At 33.0% G+C, this 24,909-nt stretch carries 18 protein-coding genes; 7 read left to right on the top strand and 11 right to left on the bottom strand.

All coding sequences use genetic code 11. The features are described 5' to 3' along the window. Window positions 1–2: 2 nt before the first annotated feature. From V6624_RS13215 to V6624_RS13185, 7 genes are all read left to right on the top strand, one after another. Entirely contained in the window at window positions 3–689 is a 687-nt protein-coding gene (locus V6624_RS13215) for a lysoplasmalogenase (protein ID WP_338838850.1), read from the top strand. Window positions 690–710: 21 nt separating this feature from the next. Then, window positions 711–1,157, top strand: a complete 447-nt coding sequence (locus V6624_RS13210) for a 2-dehydro-3-deoxyphosphooctonate aldolase (RefSeq protein ID WP_111283695.1) — start codon at window positions 711–713, stop codon at window positions 1,155–1,157. 370 nt (window positions 1,158–1,527) lie between these two features. Then, the gene (gene kdsA / locus V6624_RS13205; RefSeq protein WP_111283693.1) at window positions 1,528–2,346 is read left to right on the top strand and encodes a 3-deoxy-8-phosphooctulonate synthase; all 819 of its coding nucleotides are present in this window, start codon (window positions 1,528–1,530) and stop codon (window positions 2,344–2,346) included. A gap of 22 nt (window positions 2,347–2,368) precedes the next feature. Continuing rightward, window positions 2,369–3,274, top strand: coding sequence for a hypothetical protein (locus tag V6624_RS13200; RefSeq protein WP_111283691.1), 906 nt, complete (start codon window positions 2,369–2,371; stop codon window positions 3,272–3,274). Window positions 3,275–3,375: 101 nt separating this feature from the next. Continuing rightward, entirely contained in the window at window positions 3,376–4,050 is a 675-nt protein-coding gene (locus V6624_RS13195; protein WP_338838845.1) for a YiiX family permuted papain-like enzyme, read from the top strand. A 93-nt stretch (window positions 4,051–4,143) separates the two neighbouring features. Further along, window positions 4,144–4,596, top strand: a complete 453-nt coding sequence (locus V6624_RS13190; protein WP_338838844.1) for a hypothetical protein — start codon at window positions 4,144–4,146, stop codon at window positions 4,594–4,596. A gap of 6 nt (window positions 4,597–4,602) precedes the next feature. After that, complete coding sequence (locus V6624_RS13185) at window positions 4,603–4,905, top strand: hypothetical protein (RefSeq protein ID WP_263524863.1); 303 nt, start codon at window positions 4,603–4,605, stop codon at window positions 4,903–4,905. Between the two features lie 78 nt (window positions 4,906–4,983). Here V6624_RS13185 and V6624_RS13180 read toward each other — a convergent pair whose 3' ends face one another. The 11 genes from V6624_RS13180 to pta form a co-directional block, all read right to left on the bottom strand. Beyond that, window positions 4,984–6,375: a M20/M25/M40 family metallo-hydrolase gene (locus tag V6624_RS13180; protein WP_111283683.1), complete on the bottom strand. Its 1,392-nt coding sequence runs from the start codon at window positions 6,373–6,375 to the stop codon at window positions 4,984–4,986. A gap of 165 nt (window positions 6,376–6,540) precedes the next feature. Beyond that, a complete protein-coding gene (locus V6624_RS13175; RefSeq protein WP_338838842.1) occupies window positions 6,541–8,463 on the bottom strand; it encodes a discoidin domain-containing protein in 1,923 nt (640 codons plus the stop codon). 31 nt (window positions 8,464–8,494) lie between these two features. After that, window positions 8,495–9,268: a glycerophosphodiester phosphodiesterase family protein gene (locus V6624_RS13170; RefSeq protein WP_338838841.1), complete on the bottom strand. Its 774-nt coding sequence runs from the start codon at window positions 9,266–9,268 to the stop codon at window positions 8,495–8,497. A 91-nt stretch (window positions 9,269–9,359) separates the two neighbouring features. Next, window positions 9,360–11,660, bottom strand: a complete 2,301-nt coding sequence (gene bglX, locus V6624_RS13165) for a beta-glucosidase BglX (protein ID WP_338838839.1) — start codon at window positions 11,658–11,660, stop codon at window positions 9,360–9,362. A gap of 10 nt (window positions 11,661–11,670) precedes the next feature. Beyond that, complete coding sequence (locus V6624_RS13160; protein ID WP_338838838.1) at window positions 11,671–12,384, bottom strand: prolyl oligopeptidase family serine peptidase; 714 nt, start codon at window positions 12,382–12,384, stop codon at window positions 11,671–11,673. 6 nt (window positions 12,385–12,390) lie between these two features. Beyond that, the gene (locus tag V6624_RS13155; RefSeq protein ID WP_338838836.1) at window positions 12,391–13,767 is read right to left on the bottom strand and encodes a glucoamylase family protein; all 1,377 of its coding nucleotides are present in this window, start codon (window positions 13,765–13,767) and stop codon (window positions 12,391–12,393) included. A gap of 71 nt (window positions 13,768–13,838) precedes the next feature. Next, a complete protein-coding gene (locus V6624_RS13150; protein WP_111283671.1) occupies window positions 13,839–15,296 on the bottom strand; it encodes a RagB/SusD family nutrient uptake outer membrane protein in 1,458 nt (485 codons plus the stop codon). Between the two features lie 4 nt (window positions 15,297–15,300). Then, entirely contained in the window at window positions 15,301–18,336 is a 3,036-nt protein-coding gene (locus tag V6624_RS13145) for a SusC/RagA family TonB-linked outer membrane protein (RefSeq protein ID WP_338838833.1), read from the bottom strand. A 244-nt stretch (window positions 18,337–18,580) separates the two neighbouring features. Beyond that, on the bottom strand, window positions 18,581–21,325 hold the full coding sequence (locus tag V6624_RS13140) for a helix-turn-helix and ligand-binding sensor domain-containing protein (protein WP_338838831.1): 2,745 nt from the start codon (window positions 21,323–21,325) through the stop codon (window positions 18,581–18,583). Window positions 21,326–21,425: 100 nt separating this feature from the next. Further along, window positions 21,426–22,610, bottom strand: a complete 1,185-nt coding sequence (locus tag V6624_RS13135; protein WP_338838830.1) for an acetate kinase — start codon at window positions 22,608–22,610, stop codon at window positions 21,426–21,428. Window positions 22,611–22,772: 162 nt separating this feature from the next. After that, entirely contained in the window at window positions 22,773–24,866 is a 2,094-nt protein-coding gene (gene pta, locus V6624_RS13130; RefSeq protein ID WP_111283665.1) for a phosphate acetyltransferase, read from the bottom strand. Between the last annotated feature and the right edge of the window lie 43 nt (window positions 24,867–24,909).

The following is a 24,909-nucleotide window of genomic DNA, read 5'->3' as shown; positions in this document are numbered from 1 at the left end:
TTATGAGAAATTCTTCTTTTTTTAAACTTTACGTTGCGTTCAGCATAGTCTATTTGGCTATTCTGGTCTCGGGCTACGAGCGTTTTGATCTTTTTCTCAAACCCATTTTAATTCCAATTATTGGGTTCGGAGCTTATTTCTACAGAAAATTTCCAACTCAGAATACTTTATTGATCGCTTTAGTATTTTCTTGGATTGGAGATGTCATTCTGCTTTTTACTGAGCTTGGCGAAATTTACTTTATCTTAGGACTTGTCAGTTTCTTAACAGCGCATATTATTTATTGCGTTCTCTTTAACAAACAAAATAGAATTAGAAAAAAACAGAATAAACCGTTTTTCATATTTGGAAGTGTTTTAATCGCCATTTATTTAATCGGGATGGTTTCTTTTTTAATGCCATATTTAGGAGAACTGCAAATTCCAGTTTCGGTTTATGCATCTGTTATTTCGATAATGCTTCTTTTTGCTTTTAACGGATTTTTAGTATGGGAAAAGCCTGGTAATGGGCTTGTTTTTTTAGGCGCTCTTTTATTTGTTATTTCCGATAGTATTTTGGCTGTAAACAAATTTTATGCTCCAATTCCGAAAAGTTCATTTTTTATCATGCTGACTTATCTTCTGGCACAATATCTGATTGTAGTTGGTATTTTAAAATTAAATCCAAAAAAAATACAGCAACCAGTTTAACTTTCGCAACAACCTCAACTCATGAAAAAAATAGCTCTTTTTATTGTCTTATTAATCACTGCTTCTTCGTGCATAAGTACAAAGTCAACTTTGAAAAATGTCGACAATAATGCCCCAGATTTGATTTTAAAGAAAGACAATACTTTTTCCATTACACAGTTTGCTAAAGACAAAAAATACGGTTACGATCCAGATTATCCAGTTAATATCTTTTTTCAAAATACCAATAACGAAACTTTAAACGAATCTCGTTTTTTAAATGCTTTGGCTGGCCCAAATGGAGAAGTTATTACTTACACAAGATTAGAAACCTGTTGTCCGTTTCCAACCAAAAGAAGTAATATGGGAGCTGGATTCCTGAATGTTTATGAACTAAAATGGGAAGGACAAAAGAAACCAGTTAAACTGTATTTGAATATTTATGAAAAAGGAATTTTAATGGTTCCTGTGGGATTGAGGTTGAAATAAACATAATCGATTCTTGAGATATGCTTGAATTGCTCCATTTAATATTACTCCTTCTTCCTATCTTGTTTCAATTAATAGTAGGCACTAAAACAATCTATAAGCCTGCTTCAGCTAAATTTAGTTCGGTATTTTGAACTAGTTTTATCTTTTATGATTGTAAAACTTTAGAACATGATAAATGTCATGCATTAGTTTCTTTTCATGATTTAATATTGCCTCGGAAAAAGCATTTAATCATTCTAGAGAAATTTTAGCAATTCGTTAATTCTACTAAGCTCCTAGTCAATTATTCGACTTCTTAAAATAATCTTAAATCTTCATCTGCTATTCATAAATCATGACTACCTTTGCAGTGCAAAAAAATAATTTTATGAACATACAACATATTCCACAAATTAAGCATACTGACAGCGGGAATTTCTTTTTATTATCAGGGCCTTGCGCTATCGAAGGAGAAGAAATGGCGTTGAGAATTGCTGAAAAATTAGTTGGCATTACCGACAAACTTCAGATTCCTTACGTATTTAAAGGATCTTTCAAAAAAGCAAACCGTTCTAGAATTGACAGTTTTTCTGGAATTGGTGACGAAAAAGCATTAAAAATCTTAAGAAAAGTTTCAGAAACTTTTCATGTTCCAACTGTAACAGACATCCATACTAACGAAGATGCAGATATGGCTGCTCAATACGTTGATGTATTGCAGATCCCAGCTTTCTTAGTTCGTCAGACTGATCTTGTTGTAGCTGCGGCTAATACAGGAAAAACAGTAAACTTGAAAAAAGGACAATTTATGAGTCCAGAAAGCATGAAACATGCTGTTCAAAAAGTATTAGACTGCAATAATGAGAATGTTATGGTTACAGATCGTGGTACTATGTTTGGCTATCAAGACATGATTGTTGATTTTAGAGGAATTCCTACTATGCAGCAATATGCTTCTACGGTTCTAGACGTTACTCACTCTTTACAACAGCCAAATCAGACTGCTGGTGTTACTGGCGGAAGACCTGACATGATTGAAACAGTAGCAAAAGCGGGTATCGCTGTTGGTGTTGACGGTATTTTTATCGAAACGCATTTTGATCCTGCAAATGCAAAAAGTGATGGTGCCAATATGCTTCATTTAGACTATTTTGAAGGTTTAATGAACAAGTTGGTAGCTATTAGAAAAACTGTAAATGCCTTTTAATAATTTATAACACTTAAGTTCTTTGAAAACAAAAATTTTATTTTTCTTACTGGCTTGTGTTTCATTAAACACATTTGCTCAGGAAGAAATACCTGTACAAAAATATGCCGCTCACAACAAAGGAAAATTCTTTGTTATGTGGGGTGGTAACAGAGAAAGTTACTCAAAATCTGATGTAAACTTTAGAGGTAAGGATTACAACTTTACTGTTGAGAATATGGCGGCTCATGACAAACCAAAAGGATGGCATGTAGACTACGTTAATCCAGTGAATATGACTATTCCGCAAACCAATTTGAGATTAGGTTATTTTTTTAGTGATCATTATAGCGTTACACTTGGTGTTGACCACATGAAATATGTAATGACACAAAATCAAATTGCAAACGTAAACGGATACATCAATTTACCTGAAAATGATCCAGGTTCAATTTACAATGGTGAGTACAATAACAGACCAGTAGATATGTCTCAAGGTGGTGCTCAAGAAGGTGGTTTTGATAAAGGTGAAACTCAGGTAGGCGGTCCTGCTTTTTTAATGTACGAACATACAGATGGTTTAAACTACATTAATACTGAGGTTTCTAGATTTGATGATATTTCGAAATTGTTCAGACTTCCAAACATTGATAAAGTTCAGATTAACTTAACTGAAGGATTAGGAGCTGGTCTTTTGTATCCAAAAACAAATGCTACAGTTTTAGGTAAAGAACGTCATGATGATTTTCACGTTTCTGGTTATGGTGTTTCTGCAAAAGCAGGTATCAACGTTACTTTTTTCAAACATTTCTATGTTCAGGGAGAATTAAAAGGTGGTTACATCAATATGCAGGATATTAGAACTACTGTTAGCAACGAAGACAAAGCTTCTCAAGATTTCTTCTTCTTCCAGCGTATTATTGCTGTAGGAGGTATTTTTAGAATCTAATATTTCGTAAAATATATTTTATAAAAATAGCTGTCATTTTATTTGGCAGCTATTTTTTTTATTATTTACTTTGCAACTCAAAGTACTTTAAATTATACTTTATGAAAATCAAAAAATATCTGTTTCCGATAATCACTTTTGTTCTAAGTTTTGGATGCGCTTTATTTGTTGCCATAAAAGTTTTTCCTAATAATCCTTTTACTGGACCTAAGGCAGAAAAAGCCATTGTGAGCAAATTCAAAGATGGCGATATTATTTTCCAAACTTCAGAATCTAAACAATGTGAAGCAGTTCGTATTGCAACTAATTCTAAGTTTTCTCACTGCGGAATTATTTACGACATTAATGGAAAATGGTTTGTTTTTGAAGCTGTACAGCCTGTAAAACTTACACCGCTTGAAGATTGGATAAAACATGGAAAAGGCAGTAAATATGTGGTTAAACGATTGAAAAATGACAGCGTTTTAAAACCAGAAGTTCTTCAAAAAATGAAAGATTACAGTCAGCAATTTGATGGAAAAGATTATGATGCTTATTTTGAATGGACTGACAACAGAATTTATTGTTCTGAATTGATTTGGAAAATCTATAAAAATGCCACAGGAATTGAATTATCGAAACTTCGAGAATTGAAAGATTTTAATTTATCTGATCCAAGAGTTCAGAAAATACTAAAAGAACTATACGGAAATGATATTCCATTAGAAGAAAAAGTGGTTGCTCCTTCTGACCTTTCTGATTCTAATTTATTGAAAACTGTTATAGACACTTATTAATATTATTCTAAAAAGCTAGTTGACTTATTATTTCTAGCTTTTTTATTTAGCTATTTACTTTGAATTTCAAAGAACTTTAAAAAAACCAGATTTATGAGAGATTATTGGATCGAAAAACTGTATGAATGTTCTAAAAAACCGTATCAAAAATATTTCAAGAAGAATGAGCCTTGGAATATTGATAAAACTAAATTAATGGATTATCCTGAGGAAAGTCTTGGATTTGGTTTAGGAAGTTTTCTATATCAAAATCATTTCGATATTCAGGAAAAACTAGAGGATCATGACGTTATTCATGTTTTGACAAATACAGGGGTTTCAGTTTACGAAGAAATCGGAATGCAGTATTATTTGCTTGGAAATGGGAAGAAAAGCTTGTATTTGTTCATGGTTATTTTAAGCGGAACTATTTTTTATCCAAAGAGAATCAAATATTTTATTCAACAATACCAAAGAGGAAAAAAAGCACATGCATTTTATTATCTCGATTTTTCAAAAATGCTTTTTATGTCTGTTCAAACTATTCAGCAATCATTTAAAATTTAAAAAATCATGAAAACAATTCATAAACCTTTTGAGGAAAAACAATCTATAGAATTAGCGATTGGCACATTTATAATAAGTACGCTTTTATTTATACCTTACATTCTTTCAAATGGAAATGCAATGGTTTTGGTTATTGCTTGGCCTTTTGCTTTGGCTGGCATTATTGTCAATACCATCATGTTTTTCCATTTAATGGAAAAGTTTATTCATTTACCGCAACAGCGAAAAGATATTGGTATGAAGATTTTAATCTTGCTTTCTAACATTCCTATTATCTTTTTTTATTATTTGATTGTGATGAAATCTTGATTTCAAAAATTTTTACGGAATTCAAACAAAAAAAGCCACAAGTAAAACTTATGGCTTTTCATTTTTTATTATTGAATCTTAATTTGCTTTTTTCGTTTCGATTCCGTTTTGATCTAATAAATACATTAATGTAGTCATTGTTGCTGCACCAAGCTCTAATTCCCTTTTATTGATTGCATCAAAAGTATCGTTTGCTGCGTGGTGGTAATCGAAATAACGTTGTGAATCTGGTTTCAATCCTGCTTTCACAATCGCTTGAGAAGTTAAATGGCTAATATCTGAACCTGCGTGTCCAATTGTAAAACTATGTACTAAATAAGGTTCAAAAAGATCTTTGTATCCTTGAATTTTTTTCAAATTAGCATCGTCAGCTTCGATTGAGAAACCTCTTGGCGAGAATCCGCCTGAATCACTTTCTAAAGCAAAAATATGGTTTTCTTTCTTTTCTTTTGAAACTTCTTCATATTTAGCACCGCCTTTTCCGCCATTCTCTTCATTCATAAACAATACTACACGAATAGTATTTTTAGGTTTGTAGTTTAGATTTTTCAAAATACGAATAACTTCCATACTTTGTACTACTCCTGCTCCATCATCATGAGAACCATCTGCTAAATCCCAAGAATCTAAGTGTCCTCCAACTACCATAATATTTTCTGGACTAACAGTTCCTGTCAATTCTCCAATTACATTATAAGACAATACGTCTGGTAAAGTTTCGCAAGATTGTTTGAAATAAAACTTCAAAGCTGGATTTACTTTTAAAGATTTACTCAACAATTCTGCTCCATTTGTACTGATCGCAGCTGTTGGAATGTATTGTTCTTTTGGCAAATCACCATAACTTTGAGCTCCTGTATGAGGAAAATCGTCTAAACGTAAATTCATAGAACGAACAATTGTTCCAACTGCTCCTAATTTTGCTGCTTCTTTTGCTCCTGCATATCTTTGGTCAACACAAGCTCCGTAAGAAGTAAAAGTTTCAATGTTTTCAGGATTCATTGGTCTGTTATAAAACACAATTTTTCCTTTTACTTTATCAGCTCCTAATTCAGCTAATTCTTTAATTCCTTGCACTTCAATAATTTCCGCAGTAATTCCAGTTTTTGGAGTCGCAACAGAGCCTCCTAAAGCACAAATTGGCACAACCGTTTTTACTTTTCCGTCTAAGATATAAGCAGTTTCCTTTTCACCTCTAACCCAATGCGGAACCATAACTTCCTGCAAATAAACTTTATCAAGTCCTAAAGCTTCTAATTGTCTTTTTGTATAATCAACAGCTTGTTCTGCTCCTTTAGAGCCAGATAAACGAGCTCCGATATCGTTAGACAAATATTCTAGCCAAGTGTAGCATTTTGCTTCTGTCAAGGCTTTTTTATAAAATAATTTGATGTTTTTTTCGTCATTTGACTGACCAAATGATAGCAATCCGTTTAAAACTAAAGCAGTTAAAAGAATCGTTTTTTTCATAGTTTTTATAGTAATTTGGAGTTTATAGTGCTTTTGACACGTTCACAAAGGAACAAAATTCCTGACAGTTAGAATGCTTTTTCTTCAACCTTTTCTCAAAAAAAAACTCCAATTACAAATTCTTCAATTTGCAATCGGAGCTTTTACAGATTCAATAAATAAAAATTATTTTACTTCAATAATCTTATTTTTTGTTCCAATTCCGTTTTCATTAAAAGGTTCAATAGTGAAATAATATTTTGTTCCTTTATCCAAACCTCTAAAATCATACGTATTATCGCCATAAACCATAATACTGTTATATAGCTTATCTGGAGTAATTCCGTAATAAATGTTATATCCAACAGCATCCTCTTGTTTTTTCCAAGAAATCATAGCATTTCTAGAATCTGTTTTGTTTCTATCTACTTTGAAAGAAGCGACAGCTTTTGGTTTTGCTGCCAATCCATTTCCAAAAACTCTGAAATCTGAAACGGCAAATAGACCAGATGCATTATGAATGTTTTCCATTTTAATGTAACGCGCTTTAATTGATTTTGTAAGTTCTACATAATCATGAGGTGCATCTTTATCGTTTTTAGATTTATCTACAACTAAAGTCCAGTTTTGAGCATCATCAGACATATAGATTTTATACTGATAATAGATATCCATTGCTTTATTAAACTGAGTAGCTTTATGATCTGCATAATTAATTTGAAGAGCATTAATTTCCATTTGTCTTCCTAAATCCATTTGAAGCCATTCTCCTAGATTGCTAGTTTTTGCAGACCAATACGTTTGAATATTTTCATCGGTAAGATTTTCTGGCCCGTAACAGAATTTTTCATACACTTTTTTTCCGCCATTATCCATTCTATGTGTCTCAACTTCCATACATTCTTCAGAAGAAGAAACGGTAACTGGCTTTTTATATGAAAGCAACATCCAGCCAGAAGAAGCTCCTTTTGTCTGATCGCGCTCGCTTGTTGGAAGCACAATCGGAAAATCTCCATAAGCTGTAATAGAATACATTACATCATCTTTATCAAATCCGGCAGGAAACATATCGATACGACGCTCGAAACGGTCTTTTATAGAAATTTTACACGTTCCTGTATTCCAGTAATTTCCATAATTATCTGCAAAAGTATTTCCGTGTCCAGCACCAATTACAAATCCGCCTGGTTTATAAGACATCGGATTGTGTTTTTGATACGTAAAAGGCCCTAACGGATTATCTCCAACATGAACACCATTTGCATATCCTTTAAATTCAGTTGCTGGCGCTCCGTATTGCATATAATATTTTCCGTTATGTTTAGTCATCCAAGCTCCTTCGATAAAATTTCCCCAAGGCGCAGGCTCCATATCGTTATTTGGTCCAAAACGCTCCCATCCGTGAGCTGAAGGATCAAGAATTGCAACTTCTTTTATTTGTCCGTAAGGCTTTTGAATATCTTCAACTTCTGTAGCTTTGTATAATGTTGCGTAATCTGCTTGATTTCCTTTTGGAAGCCAAGTTTTATAATCAACCTCAACGCCTACAAGCGGTAATTTTCCACTTGAACCGTAGTACATATATACTTTTTTATCGTCATCTTGAAAAATAGCTGGATCCCAAGTTGGCAACATAGCTTTGTCTACGTGACGTGTCCATCTTCCAGATTTTGGATCTGCTGTTTTCCAGATTGGATGATCTCTTTTCCAAGTTGAACCAACATAAAATAAAGTATCATTAACAACCCAAGCTGCAGGAGCGCATTGATCATCATCGCCTGGTTGTCTTTGGAAACTTCCATAAACAAAATTCCAATCAGACATATCTTTACTCCAAAAGAAACCTGCCTGATTCGTTGCAAATAAATAATATTCACCTTTATAAGTAATAATTACTGGATCAGCACTTGAGCGGCGAGATTCTGGAATTCCGTTGTGATTGTGTGTTGTATAATTGTAGCCAATATTAATCGGATTACAATAAGTGGTCGCAGGTTTATTAGGATCAAACCATTCTGTTTTACCTAATTTTTGTGCCGAAAGATTATTTACGAAAAGCATCGCAAACAATAGTATTGGCATCGTAAGTTGTTTATATATTTTTTTCATGGTTAGATTTTAAGTTTATAAGCCTAAAAGATTATTTTTTTGCCTGTAATCTTTCAGTTAGAAGTTCGGGTTCGTTTGTCGTAATGTAATTGAATTTATGATCGATAATCCAATCCATATCTTTTGCCTCATTTACTGTCCAAGCATTCAGAAGAATTTTATTGTCTTTTGCCTCTTGAATCCATTCAGGATGTTTTTGAAAAACAGAATAATGATAATCAACGCCGTTAATTTTATCAGCCTTTACCTCTTTTGGAGATTTATTCCCTTCTAAATATTGCAGAGAAGTTTTAGGATCCATTGCTCTAATTTTTTTTAGAATATCATAATCAAAACTGATGTAGCAGGTATTTTTATTGGCTTTTAATTTTTTAATGGTTTCGACTGCTGCTACACCCGTTTTTTGTCCTCTTTCTTTACTAATTTCTGATGGTTTGATTTCGCAAACCAAAAGTGTATGTTTATTATTCCGCATTCCTTCCGAAATGTATTCGTACAAGGTTGGAAGCTTTTCTCCATTAGAAAGCTTAAACTTTATCAAATCAGCATAATTTGTTTCTTCGATAAGCAGTTTATTGTAATGTGCATCGTGATTGATTACAAGAGAATCATCGGCTGTTCTCCAGACATCAAATTCTGAACCTGGCAATTTTAAATCAATTGCATGTCTCAATGATGCAATCGAATTTTCGGGAAGATTGTTTCTTTTCCAAGCTCCTCTGTGTGCAACTATTGCATTCTTTTGAGCATTGCAATATGAAAAAGCAATTAGACATACTGCACTAAATATTTTAAAAGTATTCATAATTACGTAGTTAAAAAATTACAAAAAAGGTTCTTCAGCTTAGAAAAAAAGCCCTCCAAACGAAGGGCTTTTCACTAATCAAATAAACCAACTATTTAGTTAACTCAAAACTAACTTTCTTATCGGCGTTTGAATTTCCTCCAACGAAAATATCAAACTGACCAGGCTCTGCTACAAATTGTAAATCAGAGTTATAGAATTTTAAATCTTCTGCGGTGATATCAAAACTTACTGTTTGTTTTACACCTTTTTTAAGTGCTATTTTTTGGAAACCTTTCAATTCTCTAACTGGTCTTGTAACTGAACCAACTAAATCTCTAATGTATAATTGAACCGTTTCTTTTCCGTCAAAATTTCCAGTGTTTGTTACATCAACAGTTACTTTCAATTTTCCAGATGGATTCATTTTATCAGAAGAAATTTTCAAGTTTGAATAATCAAAAGTGGTGTAGCTTAAACCAAATCCGAATGGGAATAAAGGCTCGTTTCTTTCGTCAATATAATTTGATCTGAATTTCTCGAATTTACCTTCTGTATTAGAAAGTGGTCTTCCTGTATTTTTGTGTGCGTAGTAAATTGGCAATTGTCCAACGCTTCTTGGGAAAGTTGAAGTTAATTTTCCTGAAGGATTTACATCTCCAAATAACACATCAGCAATAGCATAACCAGCTTCTGTACCAGCAAACCAAACGTTTAAGATAGCAGGAACTGTTTTTTCTTCGTCAGTAATTACTAACGGACGCCCATCAAATAAAACTAAAACAACTGGTTTTCCTGTTTTTAATAAAGCGTTTAATAAATCTTTTTGCGCTTGTGGAATTTCTAAATTCGTACGGCTGCTAGATTCACCGCTCATTTCAGCAGATTCTCCCAAAGCAGCAACAATTACATCAGATTGTTCAGCTACTTTTAAAGCTTCAGCTAATAAATCTTCTTTTGAACGTGAATCACGGTGTAATGTTTTTCCAAACATTGTTGCATTAGTTTCAAAAGTTTCATCGTAATCTAAATTGCTTCCTTTTGCATATAAAACTTTGGTTCCAGCTCCAGCAACTTCTTGAATACCTCTCAATAATGAAACAGCATTTTCCATTTTTGTAGCCACACTCCAAGTTCCTGGCATATTTTCTTTAGCGTCAGCTAATGGTCCGATTAAACCAATTGTACCTGATTTTTTAAGTGGTAAAAGCTGGTTTTGGTTTTTTAATAATACTAAAGATTGAGCTGCAATATCTCGTGCTTCTTTTCTGCTATCTGTTGTAAAGATTTCAGTTTTAGCTCTTTTTTCATCACAGTATTTGTATGGATCTTGGAATAAACCTAAATCATATTTTGCCTCTAAAATAAGTTTTACAGCATTATCGATAGTTTCGATTTTTACTTTTCCTTCGTCTAAAGATTTTTTCAAAGTTCCTAAGAAACCTTCTCCAACCATATCCATTTCAACACCAGCATTCATAGCTAATGCAGACACATCTTGAAGATTTCCCATTCCGTGTTCGATCATTTCAGGAATTCCTGTAAAATCTGTTACTACAAATCCTTTGAAACCCCATTGTTTTCTCAAAACATCTGTCATTAACCATTTGTTTCCAGTTGCTGGAATTCCGTCAACTTCGTTGAAAGAAGCCATTACAGAACCTACACCTGCATCAACTGCTGCTTTGTAAGGAGGAAAATAATCGTTAAACATTCTGATATGGCTCATATCTACCGTGTTATAATCACGACCAGCTTCTGGAGCTCCATATAATGCGAAGTGTTTAACACAAGCTAAAATTGAGTTATTCTTAGAAAGATCATGTTGTTGGTATCCGTTTACCATTGCTTTTGCAATTTGTCCACCTAAGTATGGATCTTCTCCTGAACCTTCAGAAACTCTACCCCATCTTGGATCACGAGAAATATCAACCATTGGTGAAAACGTCCAGTTAATTCCATCAGCACTTGCTTCTTTAGCAGCAATTTGCGCGCTTCTTTCGATAAGATTCATATCCCAAGTACAAGACAATCCTAACGGAATTGGGAATGTTGTTTCGTAACCGTGAATAACGTCCATACCAAAAAGCAATGGAATTTTTAAACGGCTTTTCTCAACAGCAATTTTCTGTACTTCTTTAATTTTTTGTACTGATTTAATGTTGAACAAACCTCCTACTTTGCCTTCAGCAATATTTTTTGCCACATTTGAGCTGTTTGCCTGCCCTGTGGTAATATCACCAGATGTTGGCAAGTTTAACTGACCCAATTTCTCGTCTAAAGTCATTTTTGACATTAATTCCGCCACAAATTCAGACTTTGGTTTAATTTTCACTGTATTTTTAGCTGGCTTTTTTTGAGCATAACCCAAAACAGCGCATCCTAAAAAAAGTAAGACTAATTTGTTTTTCATTCTATTCTATTTATTTGTTTGTATTCGTTTTTCTTTGCTGAAACATCCAGTCGTAGATTTCTTTGTTATCATAAACTCTTGTCCAGCTGTCATGATTTGCATCATCAAAAATGGTCAGCTTAACATCTTTTGCGTTGCATTTTTTCAATTCATTATAAATTGTAATTGCATAATTCACATTTACCACATTATCCTGTAATCCGTGAAAAATTCTGGTTGGAATATTGGCTATTTCACAAGCATGTTCTAACTGAATTAAATCTACAAAACCAGCAACAGGTACGTTTGCGGCAAATAGATCTGGATGTGCAAAAGCCAAATTCCAAGAAGCCCAGCCTCCTGAGCTCAAACCAGTAACATATATTCTTTCTGAATCGATTTTATTCTCTTTCTGAATTTTTACGATCAGCTGATAAATTGATTCTATATCCCAATTTTCGTCTTCCTTACATTGTGGAGCCAATACATAAGCGTCTAATTGGTTCGTTTTTAAATATTTTAAAGGACCATTAATTTTTACTTTTTCTAGATCAGTTCCTTTTTCTCCATCTCCTGAAATAAAAACAATTAATGGCTTTTTCTCCTTAACATTCGCTGGACGATGCAAAACATATCCCAGCTCATATTTAGACATTATAACTGTATTAATTTTTCCTGTTGTTTCACTCTGCCCAAAAACAACTATAGAAAATAACAGTGATATAAATGCTAATGTATTCTTCATAGAATTTTAAATTCCGTATTTCCCAGATTTAAATCCAAGTTTTGTTAAACCTTGTTTTACTTCTGGTGCGTTCATAAATAATTTCCACAATAAACCTGTACGGTAATTTTCTATCATTACTACTTCAGGACCTTGATCAATTGCTAAATAACGTTTTGCAACCCATTTATTACCTAAGCTTAGAGCATCATAAAAACCTGCATCTCCCCAAGTTTCTTCTTTATGGTTTTCATACAAATTGCGAATAAATGTCATTGATTCCTTTGGTGTATAAACAATTGAACTGATTGCTGCAGTTGGCGAAATCACACCTTGATCATTACTTGGCATGTGTGCATTATATCCAATAGAACCATCAGGATTTCTAGAATATGATGCTGTTAGTCCCCAATATTCTGGACCATATCCAGCGATTTTCTTTGGATTTTCTACGCAGTATTGATAATTGATTTTGGTCTGATTTACATTTAAATCCCAATAATTAGCGTATTTATCGCTTAATTGATTTGGATCTAAACCTACATAAGAATAATGAGCCCAGAATAATGGACCGCCAAATTCTTCTGCACCATTGTGCTTTAAAATAAGTGGGATATTATATTTTGTTTTTGAAGAAACTATGCCACCGCTTCTTGCCCAACCTTCGTGATATGCTTTCGCATCGATTGTATGTGTTGGCGAAGACGCTGCCATTACGTAAGTAATAAGGCATTCGTTATATCCTTGTAGTGGGAAATTCATCTCCCAAGCATAGCTCGGAGACCAGTGCCAATATAGTACATTTTTTTGATTTGTATACCATTGCCAGTCAACACCTTTCCAAAGTGCATCGTATTTTTGAGCAACTGCTTTTTCTTTTTCAGAACCATCTTTAAGATATTCACGAACTGTAATCATTCCTGCAACCAAAAATGAAGTTTCGACCAAATCGCCACCATTATCCTTGGTTCCAAAAGGTTTTACTTTTCCTGTATTTCCATCGATCCAATGCGACCATGCTCCGTGAAAACGATCAGCTTTACCTAAAAAATCTGCTATTTTGTTAAGTCTCTCTACACCTTTTTCTTTAGTAATGTAACCTTGTGACATTCCTGAAACAATCGCCATTAATCCAAAACCTGAACCACCTGTTGTAACGATATTCGAATCATTTTCAGGATAAACTCCGTCAGGATGATAACGTTCTCTAGCTAACCCAGAATTTGGTTCTGCGTAATCCCAGAAATATTTAAAGGTTTGTTTTTGAACAGTATCTAAAAGCTGCTCATCTGTTAATGCAGCAACACCAGAAGTATTTTCTTCCGCATTTTCTTTCGACTTATCGGCATTTGATCCACAGCTAAAAAAAGTAAAAGCTAAAAATAAAACTGAAATTCTAATCATTATAAAAATTTAAGATTTTAATAAAATAATCACTTCCTTCAGCAAAGTGAAGGAAGTGATATATAGTGGTATTAATTGTAACCTGGATTTTGTTGAGACATTCCGTCTGCCTGCAAAATGAAGTTAGCAGGAATTGGGAATAATTCATTTTTACCTACAGTAAATACTTTTCCGTCTGCAGCAAAAGCACTTTCAGCTTGACCAGTTCTAACTAAATCAAAGAATCTATCAAACTCAAAAGCTAACTCAACTCTTCTTTCTTTCCAGATTGCAGTTCTAACTGCTGCTTGAGTAGTTGCTGGAGTATCTCCTAGTTGAGCTCTGTGTCTAATTTGGTTCAATAACCCTATAGCTTCAGAAGTTTGACCTAATTCGTTTAATGCTTCAGCTTTCATTAAAAGCACTTCACCATATCTTAAATATTTAATATTTGCATCCGTTTCCCATGCGTCAGTATATGAAGAAGAATATGCTTTAAAATTATACATTGGATTTTCTACCGTTTCTGGCACAACTCTTCCATCATATAATGTAGAATTTCTAAAGATAATTGTAGCATCTTTTCTAACGTCTCCTGCCTCATATGCATTTAACAAACTTTGTGATGGAACATTGAATCCCCATCCCCATCCACCGGCACCACGAGCACCTTGTGTGTTTGAGTAACCTGAGATACCTTTAGTTGGTACTGCACCGTTTCCGTTTATTTCGAAAATTGATTCAACATCATTTTCACCTTCTAATCTAAACATTTTAGCATAGCTTGGATTAAGACTGTAACCTGTAATTAGGTCACAGTTATCTACAACTTGCTGCCATTTCTTTTGATACAAACTTACTTTTGCTAATAAAGCATAAGCTGCTCCTTTTGAAGCTCTCGCTTTTTCATCTGCAGCATAAGCACTTCTGTTTGGTAAAACTGCAATTGCTTCTGCTAGATCTTTTTCAATAAAAGCATATACTTCTTCTACAGATTTACGAGTCAGCAACATTTTTTTATCTTCCTCAGAAGTTGGGCTTTGTAAACGATCAACAATTGGAACACCTCCGTAGCATTTTACTAATGTAAAATACATGAAAGCTCTTAAAAATTTTGCTTCACCCATTAATCTTTGTCTTAATGTAGCATCAGCTTTATCCAATTTTGGGATCATATCTAAAGCTTGGTTACATCTGTTAATTCCATCGTATTGAGCAATAAAAGTACTTTCTGCAGATGGGTTTGAAGCATTATATGTTAAGGCATCCAAAACGTCTTTATCTGTTCCTGTATCACCAGGAGAAGATCCTTTATCAGCATCATCAGAAGTGATACTTGCTAAACCAATCCATCCAAATGAACTCATATCCCAATCAAGGAATTTACTGTAAATTGAAGTTACAAATGTTTTTGCACCACTATCGCTATTGTATTGATCAACATCTGTCGTTGGTACAGCTTGTGTTGAATCAACATCTAAAAAGTCATCTGCACACCCTGTAAAGAATAATGCTGATAGAGCTAACATTGATATATATATCTTTTTCATAATATTAAAATTTTAAATTAGCACCTATAACGAAAGATCTTAATGTTGGATAAGCATCTAGCTCAATCCCTTGAGTTCCGTAAGGATTACCGTCTCCATTTAATTCAGGAGAAAAACCTGAGAATTTTTGAGTAATAAATGGGTTAATAGCATTTACATAAAGTCTGCAATAGTTGATAAAACTTGTCTCATTTAAAGGAAGTTTGTATCCTAAAGTGATGTTGTTAATTCTAAAGAAATCTCCTGATTCCATATAGTATGTTGAAGCAACTGGCACTTCATTAAACGGTGCAGGATTTGATGCTGTTGTATTTGATGCTGTCCAGAAATCGCTTGTTAAAGAAGCTTCAACATTTTCACCTGTAAAACGTTGTGCTTTTTTACCATTGTAAACTTTAGCACCACCAGTACCATAACCGTCAACAGAGAAATCAATGTTTTTGTAGTTTAATCCTAAAGTAACACCGTAGTTGTTTTTAGGTAAAATAGAACCAACATATTTTTTGTCTTTTGTAGCGTCAAGTAAGTTTTGAGTTACTTTATCACCAGCTGCATTATAGTATAACATTTTACCATTAGCTGGGTCAATACCTGCATACTCATATAAGTAGAAGCTTCCCAATGGTTGGCCAATTGAAGTTTTGTTCAACATTTTAGTATTTTGACCATTACCTAAATTACCTCCAATTACTGGCGAAATATCAAAATCTTTTATAGAAGCAAGTTCGTTTTGATTGTGAGAGAAGTTTCCTCCAACCCAATAGCTTAAGTTATCGTTAATCTTATCATCCCAACGTAAAGAAACCTCATAACCTTTGTTAGAAATCTCACCAACGTGTGCAGGAGTTGCGATTGTCAAACCTGATGGCATGTATGGAATTGTATTTAAAATAACATTGTTTGTATTTTTATCATACCAATCAAAAGATCCTTTTAATCTGCTGTCTAAGAATTCAAAATCAACACCCACAGAAGTTTCCTCTGTAACCTCCCAAGATAAACTCGGATCAATTTGAGAGTTAATTGTTGTTCCTTGATATAAAAGTGAACCTCCTAAATAAGCATTAAGTCCAGAAGCATATGCTTGAGTATTTAAAGGAACATTTTGATTTCCTAATTTACCCCAACCTCCTCTTAATTTAATTAAATCAACACCTTTAACACCAGCTAAGAAACTTTCTTTTGTCATAACCCAACCAAGACCGAAAGATGGGAAAGTTCCCCAACGGTAATCTTTACCAAAGTTTGAAGATCCATCACGTCTAATAGTTCCAGTAAATAAATATCTGTCCATTAATTTATATTGGAATCTTCCAAAGTATGAAGCTAATCTGCTTTCATTATATTTAATATCATATAAACTAGTAACATCACCAACATATTGAACACCTGTTGCGTCTTTTGCATTATACAAAGACCAATAGTCTGAATTTTCACTTACATTTTTTCTTGCAATAGTCAAAGTTTCTCTTGGCCCTTTTACAGAAGCCTCGATACCTGCAGTAAGTTCAACGTCGTGAATATTTGCAAAAACTTTGTTGTAAGTTAAGTAGTTAGATAAATTCCAGTTAAAGTATTCTTCTCTACCTCTTGTCAATAAATTTACTGGATCTGATGCGTGAGTAGCTACGTAGTCTGCTTCTGTTGTGTTAGGGTTTGCAGCCATCCAGATACCTTGCTTATCTTCAAAATTGTATTGGTTCCAATTATAGTACTCACCATTAAACTGAGAAGTAAATTTTAATTCTTTTAAAATTTCCCAATCTAATTTTAAACCTCCTTGAAGCGTAATGCTTTTTTGTTGTTCATTATAGAAATCTAACTGAGCAACTGGATTTCCAACATTATTAAATGATGAACCAATTGGAGCAGCTACACCATTAGCATCTACACGAGAAACACCATATTGACCGTCAGCAAAACGTACTGGTACTATAGGAGATTGTTTATAAGCATTTGTAAAAGCTCCTAATGGTTTTGGTGAAGATTTAGCTGATGTAAAACTGAAATTTTGATTTAACGTTACTTTCTTAGACAGTTTAAATTCATTGTTGTTTCTGAATGTAGTACGCCCGTAATCAAGACCATTTAAAATACCTTTCTCTTCATAGTTTCCTAAACTAAAGAAATATTTAATATTTTCAGAAGCTCCAGAAACCGAAACGTTATTTTGGGTATAAGATCCTGTTCTTGTAATTTCATCTAACCAATCTGTATTAACTGGCTGATTAGCAGCAAATGTGTTTGTTCCTAATGCCGCGTTTGAGTAAGCTGCATATTGGTTTCCGTTTGCCATTTTCACTTTTTTCAATGGAGATCTAACACCACCAAAACTTTCAATCTCTACAGATACTTTATCACCTTTACCTTTTTTAGTTGTAATAATGATAACCCCGTTTGCAGCTCTTGTTCCATAAATAGCTAACGCAGAAGCATCTTTTAAGATTTCATAAGAAGTAATATCGTTTGTATTAATGTTATTGATATTTTCCGTTGGCATACCATCAACAATATATAAAGGACTTCTACCTCCTAATGCTGTACCTAAACCTCTAATAACTACAGAAGGTGTGCTTCCAGGAACGTCTGAAGAAGTTACTTGAACACCCGCAGCTTTACCTTGAATAGCTTGTGATGCATTTAAAACTTTTGTTTTAGTAACATCTTCTGCTTTTAATGAAGCCACGGCAGTAGTATTATCAATTTTCTTTCTGGTACCGTAACCAATTACAACCACCTCTTTTAAGGCTGTATCACCAGCTTCTTTTAAAGTGATTGACATACCTGCAGCTGCTGGAACAGAAACTGCATCGAAACCAAGCATTGAGATTTTTAAAATTTCTCCTGGTTTTGCATTAATGGTGAAATTACCATCGAAGTCAGCATCAGCAGAAGTTCTGGATTCTGAAGCACTAATAATTGCTCCTGGAACTCCCATTCCGCTACTGTCTACTACTTTTCCTTTAATTGCTTGTGCTTGCCCCATCATATATGTAGGCAGCAACAAGAGAGCTAAAAAGCTAAAAATAAAATTTTTCATACAGTACGTAATCGTTTAAGTTAGTAGAGCCAAATTAAGCAATTACAACGTTGTAGTACATCAAATACCACTACAACATAGCTACATCATTATGTTAAAATTTTACCTTACAACAATGATTATCAACACTATAAATGTTAAAGAAATTCGTTTAACATAACATTATGATGTAGTAATGATGTATCACAATTATATAAAAAATGATATGGAAAAATATAAATTCTGTAAAAAACAAAACCAAATCTTACAGAGTTAATAAAAACTTTGACAGGTTTTCGTCCTGAGTAAGGTTTAGCTTCTTTCTAAGACGATATCTATGCAATTCTACACCTCTAAAAGAGATATTCATCATAGGAGCAATTTCTTTAGAAGAAAGGTTCATTTTTAGATAAACACACAGTTTTATATCCTTTGGAGTTAGTTGTGGATATTTTTTAGAAAGGTTTATAATAAACTCGTTGTGAATTTGATTCAGATTGGTCTCAAATATTTCCCATTCGTGTTTATTTACTTCATTAATCTTAATCGCTTTTTTAATTTCGTTTTTAAGCTTGCCAAAATCTTTTTCTGTTTCTAAAATACCTTGAATTTTATCAATCATTTCTGTTTGCTTCGCAATAGATAAAGATTTCCCAGCTACCTCAGAAGATTTTGCTTGTAATTCTAATTCTAAAATATGTTTCTCATATTCCTGAATATTGAGCTCGTTTTCTTTTTTCAATTCCATTTCTAGAATTTCTCGCTGATGCTTTAATTCTTCTCCCTGCAATTTTAGTTTTTGCATATAACGAAGTTTATTCCATTTATAATAGAAAAATAGAACTACGCCAACAACCAGTAAATAAAGCAGAATCATCCAGAAAGAAAAATACCAAGGTTCTGCTACTTTAAATTTATAGGAAGAAACTTTGTCATAAGTTGCGCCATCGTGTTTAAATATTTCAACAGAATGATAACCGCTTATTAAATTATTCAAAACAATTAATCCGTCAGAAATTGGGACAAAATCTTTTTCCTTGTCTAGTTTATAAAATAGATTTGGTTTACTAGCTCCGTAAATTCCAGAAATGACATTTATCTTTAATTCTGTATTGAACTTTATTTTCTCATCGTTTGGAATTAAAACATCATTACTAAACGCTTCGATTTCAACTTTTGAATTTTGTTTGTTTTCATATTCAAGCTTAAGCGAGATAAATCCGTCATCTAGATTAAACAAATAATAATTGTCTTTTTTGAAGATCCTTAAATTTTCGTTTATCAGCTTTCCTTTATAATATTTCTCCTGAATTATATTCCAGATAAATTTATTTCCTTGAGCATAAATGTGATATAAGATTCCGTTTTGCAAAACCATAAAATGGTCTTCATCAATAGACACAACATCTGTTACATTCTTGAAACTTGCATTAAACAAGTCATTTTGCTCCAGTTTATTAGCAATTGAATTATAGGTATACCAAGAATTATTAATTAGAAAAAGTATTTCTTTTCTAAACTCAAAAATCTTAATTCCAAAATCATTCTTTATTTTACTTTGCTGAGTGACATTTTCTACTTTTAAAGTATTGTAATTATCATCTAACAAAACACGATATAAACCTCGATAATTGTCGGCAGCCCAAATTTCATTTTTCTTGTTTTGAGCAACATATTTTATTGGTTTGGCAAGATCCTTTATTATTTTATAATGAGATAAATTCGTAGGATCATCATAAACTAAAATACCGCTGTATGTCGATTGAAAATAAGTATTATTAATACTGCTTTTAGACATATTCCAACCGCCGCTTATTCCGTTTATTTTTGTCAAAGCATTGTTTTCGTATGAAAAAGTACCGTCATTATGTCCTATAATATATTTTCCGTCAATAAAAGAAATATTCCAACCCTGTCCTTGTGTATTAGGCATCATATTGAATTTCCCTGAACTATACTCGAAAATTCCATGATTTGAAGCAATCAAATATCCTTTATTAATTGCAGCCACAGCATAAACTGATCCTAAAAGACCTGAATTATCATAAAAGAAAGAAATAGGCGAATTAACCTCAACATGCGCAATACCATTATCCAAACCTACCCATAAGTCGTTTTCTTTGTCAAATCCTAAACTTAAGACCGAATTATTCATTAAAACATTGTCACGTTCAATATTTTTATAGGAATTGTTCTTTAAATCCAAAAGGTAAATCCCCCTGTTTCCAGTCCCAATAATTAGCTTTTCGTCGTTGATAAATTTTGCCACATTTATTGTAGCCGATTTTAAAGTTTCATTTATCGGATTATCCCAACTTTTTAAACCATTTTTTTCTACAATAAAAACCCCTTTTTTCTGTGTAAATATGTAAGTCTTGTTTTGATGTTTTTCTATGGCATGGACAACAGTGTTTTTTAAAATATTCCATCCTTTAGGATTGGCAATATGGTTACCATTCATTTTAAAAATCCCATCCTGTACAGAAGCTACATATAAATTCTGATCTACTCCAAAACAATACGAAATCAGAAACGGAAACTTAATTTTCTTAATTGTTTTTCCGTTGTAAATGAAAACATCGTTGAAGGATTGAAAATAAAGTGATCCGTTGAATCTAAAAATCTTCCAGATTTCTTCGTTATCTCTTTCATCAAATAATCTAAGGTTTTTGGTAATTGAAACATAATGCATTGTTCCATCTTTTCTATACCAATAACCAAATTCTTTATAAGAGCCAGAATAAATTTTATCACCTTCAATCAAAATTGATCGGATAATCGTTTTATTTGGAAGTGTATATTTTTCCCATTTTACGCCATCATAACGCAATAAGTAATGATTATTGGCAAAATACATGGCATCATCATTTCCTTGTGCAACATTCCAGATTTGATTATCACCCTGATAATCTGATTTACTGTAATTTTCGACAAATGGAAGTAATTCTTGTGCTTGAAGTTGTAAAGCGATGAAAAAGAAGAAAACTGATTTAAAAAGTATCGATTTCAAGATATTCGTTTTTAAATTCAAAGATACTCACAAATATTTAATTTTTAGAGCTAAAAAAAACTCCTCGAATCGAGGAGTTCTTTCTAATATTCTTTCAAATCTAATTCTCTAGTAAGTTAAAAACCTGATTTGCAATTTCATACTCTTCATCTGTTGGAACGACTAAAACCTTTACAATAGATTTTTCTGAATTTATTTCACGCAATTCTTTAGAACGAATTTGATTCTTTTCTTTGTCAATTTCAATTCCAAAATAATTCATATCTGTACAAATTAAATTACGCATATATGATGAGTTTTCTCCAATTCCAGCCGTAAAAACAATCGCATCTAGTCCGTTTAAAGCTGCGACATAAGCGCCAATTGTTTTTCTAATTCTGTACGCATTCATTTGCAAAGCCAGTTGACAATCTTTATTTCCTTTCTCTGCTTCTGCTTCAATATCACGCAAATCGCTGTAACCTGTAAGTCCAAGCATACCGCTTTGCTTCAATAAAACTGCATTTACTTCGTCTGGAGTATATCCTAAATTTTTAATCATATAAAATACAACCGACTGGTCAATATCTCCAGCGCGCGTTCCCATTATTAAACCATTTGAAGGAGAAAATCCCATTGAAGTATCAATACATTTTCCGTTTTTAATAGCTGCCATACTACAACCGTTTCCTAAATGAATGGTAATTATTTTTGAATTGTCCTGTAAATAATTAATCGCTTTTTCAGAAACATATTTATGGCTAGTTCCATGAAAACCGTAAACTCGCACTTTATTTTCGGTCAAAAGGTAATTCGGAATAGCATATTTATAAGCTACTTCAGGCATTGTTTGATGAAAAGCCGTATCAAAAACCGCAATTTGCTCAGCCGAACTGAAAATTTCTTCTGCCACATTAATTCCTTCTAAATTAGCAGGATTGTGTAATGGAGCCAATTCAAAAAGCTGTTTAATTTTTGCTTTTACTTTTTCATCAATTTTTACTGTAGCGCTAAAATCGCTTCCGCCATGCACAACGCGATGTCCAACAGCAGCAATCTCTGAAGTTGATTTAATAACGCCTTTTTCAGCATCCAAAAGCATATTAGCTACTTTTTGCAAACCAACTTTATGATTTGGAATTGGTAGCGTTTCTTCACGTGAAGCTGTCGCAGTTTTAAAAGTAACATTTGAAGTTTCTAAGCCAATTCGGTCAATCATTCCAGAACAAATTACTTCATTTTCTGGCATTACCATTAATTGGTATTTAATTGAAGAACTTCCTGAGTTTATTATAAGTATTTTCATTTTTTAAGGTACTAAGATGCTAAGTTTCTAAGGTGCTGAGTTTTTTTAGAAGACTCAAAACTTTTTATTTTATATTTTTAATATCACGAATTCACATTAAAATAAAGGTGATTTTTAAGGTAAAGTATAATTCATAATTTACCATTAACAATTCACAATTATTTACATTCCCTGCGCTTGAATCGCTGTAATCACAACTGTATTAATAATATCGTCTACAGTACAACCACGGCTCAAATCGTTTACTGGCTTGTTTAAACCTTGTAACATTGGCCCAATTGCCAAAGCTCCAGTTTCTCTTTGAACGGCTTTGTAAGTATTATTTCCAGTATTTAAATCAGGGAAAATAAGCACACTCGCCTGGCCTGCCACTTCTGAATCTGGCATTTTGCTTTTTCCAACACTTAAATCAACCGCTGCATCGTACTGAATTGGCCCTTCAATCTTTAAATCAGGTCTTTTTTCTTTTACGATTGCCGTAGCAGCTCTTACTTTATCAACTTCATCACCTTTTCCTGATGATCCAGAAGAATAAGAAAGCATAGCTATTTTTGGTTCAATTCCGAATGCTAAACTTGATTCTGCAGAAGAAATTGCAATTTCTGCCAATTGCTCAGCCGTTGGATTAGGATTGATGGCACAATCTCCAAAAACTGAAACTCGATCTTCTAAACACATGAAAAATACAGAAGAAACTACAGAAGAATTTGGTTTTGTTTTAATGAATTGCAATGCTGGCAAAATAGTATGTTGTGTAGTATGTGCCGCTCCAGAAACCATTCCGTCTGCGTGTCCTTTGTACACCATCATTGTTCCGAAATACGAAACATCTTCCATTAAATCTCTTGCCATTGTGATACTTACGTTTTTCGCTTTTCTAAGCTCATAATAAGTATTAGCATAATCCTCATACATTTCAGATTCGATCGGATTGATGATGTTTACTTTAGAAAAATCAAATGTAAGTCCAAGTTCTGCAACTTTGCTTTCAATTTGCTTTTTGTCTCCAATAATAGAAATATCAACCACATCCATATCTAATAATCTTGAAGCTGCAGCAATAATTCGGTCATCATTTCCTTCCGGCAAAACAATATGTTTTCTGTGCTGTTTAGCTCTTTTAACCATGTTGTATTGAAACATTTTTGGCGTCATGCCTTCAGGTTGGAAAGTAATTACTCTTTGTGATAGAGCTTCAATCTCAACGTATTTTTCAAAAGTATTAATTGACGTTTCAATTTTGTGTGTATTATTAGCGTAAATCTCCGATTTTATAGAACCAATTTTATTAGTAATATGATAAGTTCCTCCATCAACAGCGATAATCGGAACAATAGCAGAAAGTCCTTCAATAAGCTTCAAAATACTCTCTTCTGGAACAATATTTCCAGTCAGGATAATTCCTGAAATGGTTGGATAATTAGCCGATTCATTTGCTTGCAAAGCCCCTAAAATAATATCCGAACGATCTCCAGGAGTAATTACTAAGGCATTATTATGCAAATGCACTAAATAATTATGCAATTGCATCGCACCAACGCTGTAATGTCCAATTTCATTGTTTAAATAGTTTTCTCCAAATAATACCTTAGCATTCAATTCGTTTACAATTTCCTGCATAGTTGGATTATTCAGACTAGAAACAAGCGGAATTGTATTGATTAATACGTTTGATGGCAGACTTTTTTGTAAACTATTCGTAACCAATTCGATATTTTCTGGCTGTACTTTATTAGCAAAAACAGATAAAACCTCAACCTCTTTTACTTTAAAAGAATCGTAAACCAAATACAAACTATCTAAAAGTTCTTCTAAAGTTTTACCAACTCCTGAACCGACAATTATGGTTGGAATTCCAAGATTTTTAGCAATTAAAACGTTCAAATCTAATTCGATCGAAGTTCCTTCGCCAGTAAAACTCGTTCCCTCTACCAAAACAAAATCGAAACGTTCTTCTAGTTTTTTATACTTTTCAATAATTAAATCAAGAACCTCTCCTATTTTACCTTTATTCTTTTTCTTAATTAATCTGCTTTTAGTAATAGCGTACGCATCTTCAAACGCAATATCAAGGTTAAAATACGACAAAACGGTCTCGATATGATTATCTACCTCACCATCAACAAAATCTTCGATTATAGGTCTAAAATACCCTACTTTGGCTGTTTTACCAATTAAGATACTCATCAAACCGAGTGTGATAATTGATTTACCACTATTATGATCGCTAGTGGCTATATATATTGCTTTACTCATAATTATTTATATTTATTCTAAATAACAAATTTATATAAAATCA

This window comes from Flavobacterium ginsenosidimutans, assembly GCF_037478105.1.
Lineage (GTDB): Bacteria > Bacteroidota > Bacteroidia > Flavobacteriales > Flavobacteriaceae > Flavobacterium > Flavobacterium ginsenosidimutans.
This window is presented reverse-complemented; position numbering and strand designations above follow the sequence as displayed.

Excerpts from the sequence above, each read along its gene's own strand:
- V6624_RS13215 (WP_338838850.1), top strand. The coding sequence starts at position 3 with ATGAGAAATTCTTCTTTTTTTAAACTTTACGTTGCGTTCAGCATAGTC.
- V6624_RS13210 (WP_111283695.1), top strand. The coding sequence starts at position 711 with ATGAAAAAAATAGCTCTTTTTATTGTCTTATTAATCACTGCTTCTTCG.
- kdsA (WP_111283693.1), top strand. The coding sequence starts at position 1,528 with ATGAACATACAACATATTCCACAAATTAAGCATACTGACAGCGGGAAT.
- V6624_RS13195 (WP_338838845.1), top strand. The coding sequence starts at position 3,376 with ATGAAAATCAAAAAATATCTGTTTCCGATAATCACTTTTGTTCTAAGT.
- V6624_RS13190 (WP_338838844.1), top strand. The coding sequence starts at position 4,144 with ATGAGAGATTATTGGATCGAAAAACTGTATGAATGTTCTAAAAAACCG.
- V6624_RS13185 (WP_263524863.1), top strand. The coding sequence starts at position 4,603 with ATGAAAACAATTCATAAACCTTTTGAGGAAAAACAATCTATAGAATTA.
- V6624_RS13180 (WP_111283683.1), bottom strand. The coding sequence starts at position 6,375 with ATGAAAAAAACGATTCTTTTAACTGCTTTAGTTTTAAACGGATTGCTA.
- V6624_RS13175 (WP_338838842.1), bottom strand. The coding sequence starts at position 8,463 with ATGAAAAAAATATATAAACAACTTACGATGCCAATACTATTGTTTGCG.
- V6624_RS13170 (WP_338838841.1), bottom strand. The coding sequence starts at position 9,268 with ATGAATACTTTTAAAATATTTAGTGCAGTATGTCTAATTGCTTTTTCA.
- bglX (WP_338838839.1), bottom strand. The coding sequence starts at position 11,660 with ATGAAAAACAAATTAGTCTTACTTTTTTTAGGATGCGCTGTTTTGGGT.
- V6624_RS13160 (WP_338838838.1), bottom strand. The coding sequence starts at position 12,384 with ATGAAGAATACATTAGCATTTATATCACTGTTATTTTCTATAGTTGTT.
- V6624_RS13155 (WP_338838836.1), bottom strand. The coding sequence starts at position 13,767 with ATGATTAGAATTTCAGTTTTATTTTTAGCTTTTACTTTTTTTAGCTGT.
- V6624_RS13150 (WP_111283671.1), bottom strand. The coding sequence starts at position 15,296 with ATGAAAAAGATATATATATCAATGTTAGCTCTATCAGCATTATTCTTT.
- V6624_RS13145 (WP_338838833.1), bottom strand. The coding sequence starts at position 18,336 with ATGAAAAATTTTATTTTTAGCTTTTTAGCTCTCTTGTTGCTGCCTACA.
- V6624_RS13135 (WP_338838830.1), bottom strand. The coding sequence starts at position 22,610 with ATGAAAATACTTATAATAAACTCAGGAAGTTCTTCAATTAAATACCAA.
- pta (WP_111283665.1), bottom strand. The coding sequence starts at position 24,866 with ATGAGTAAAGCAATATATATAGCCACTAGCGATCATAATAGTGGTAAA.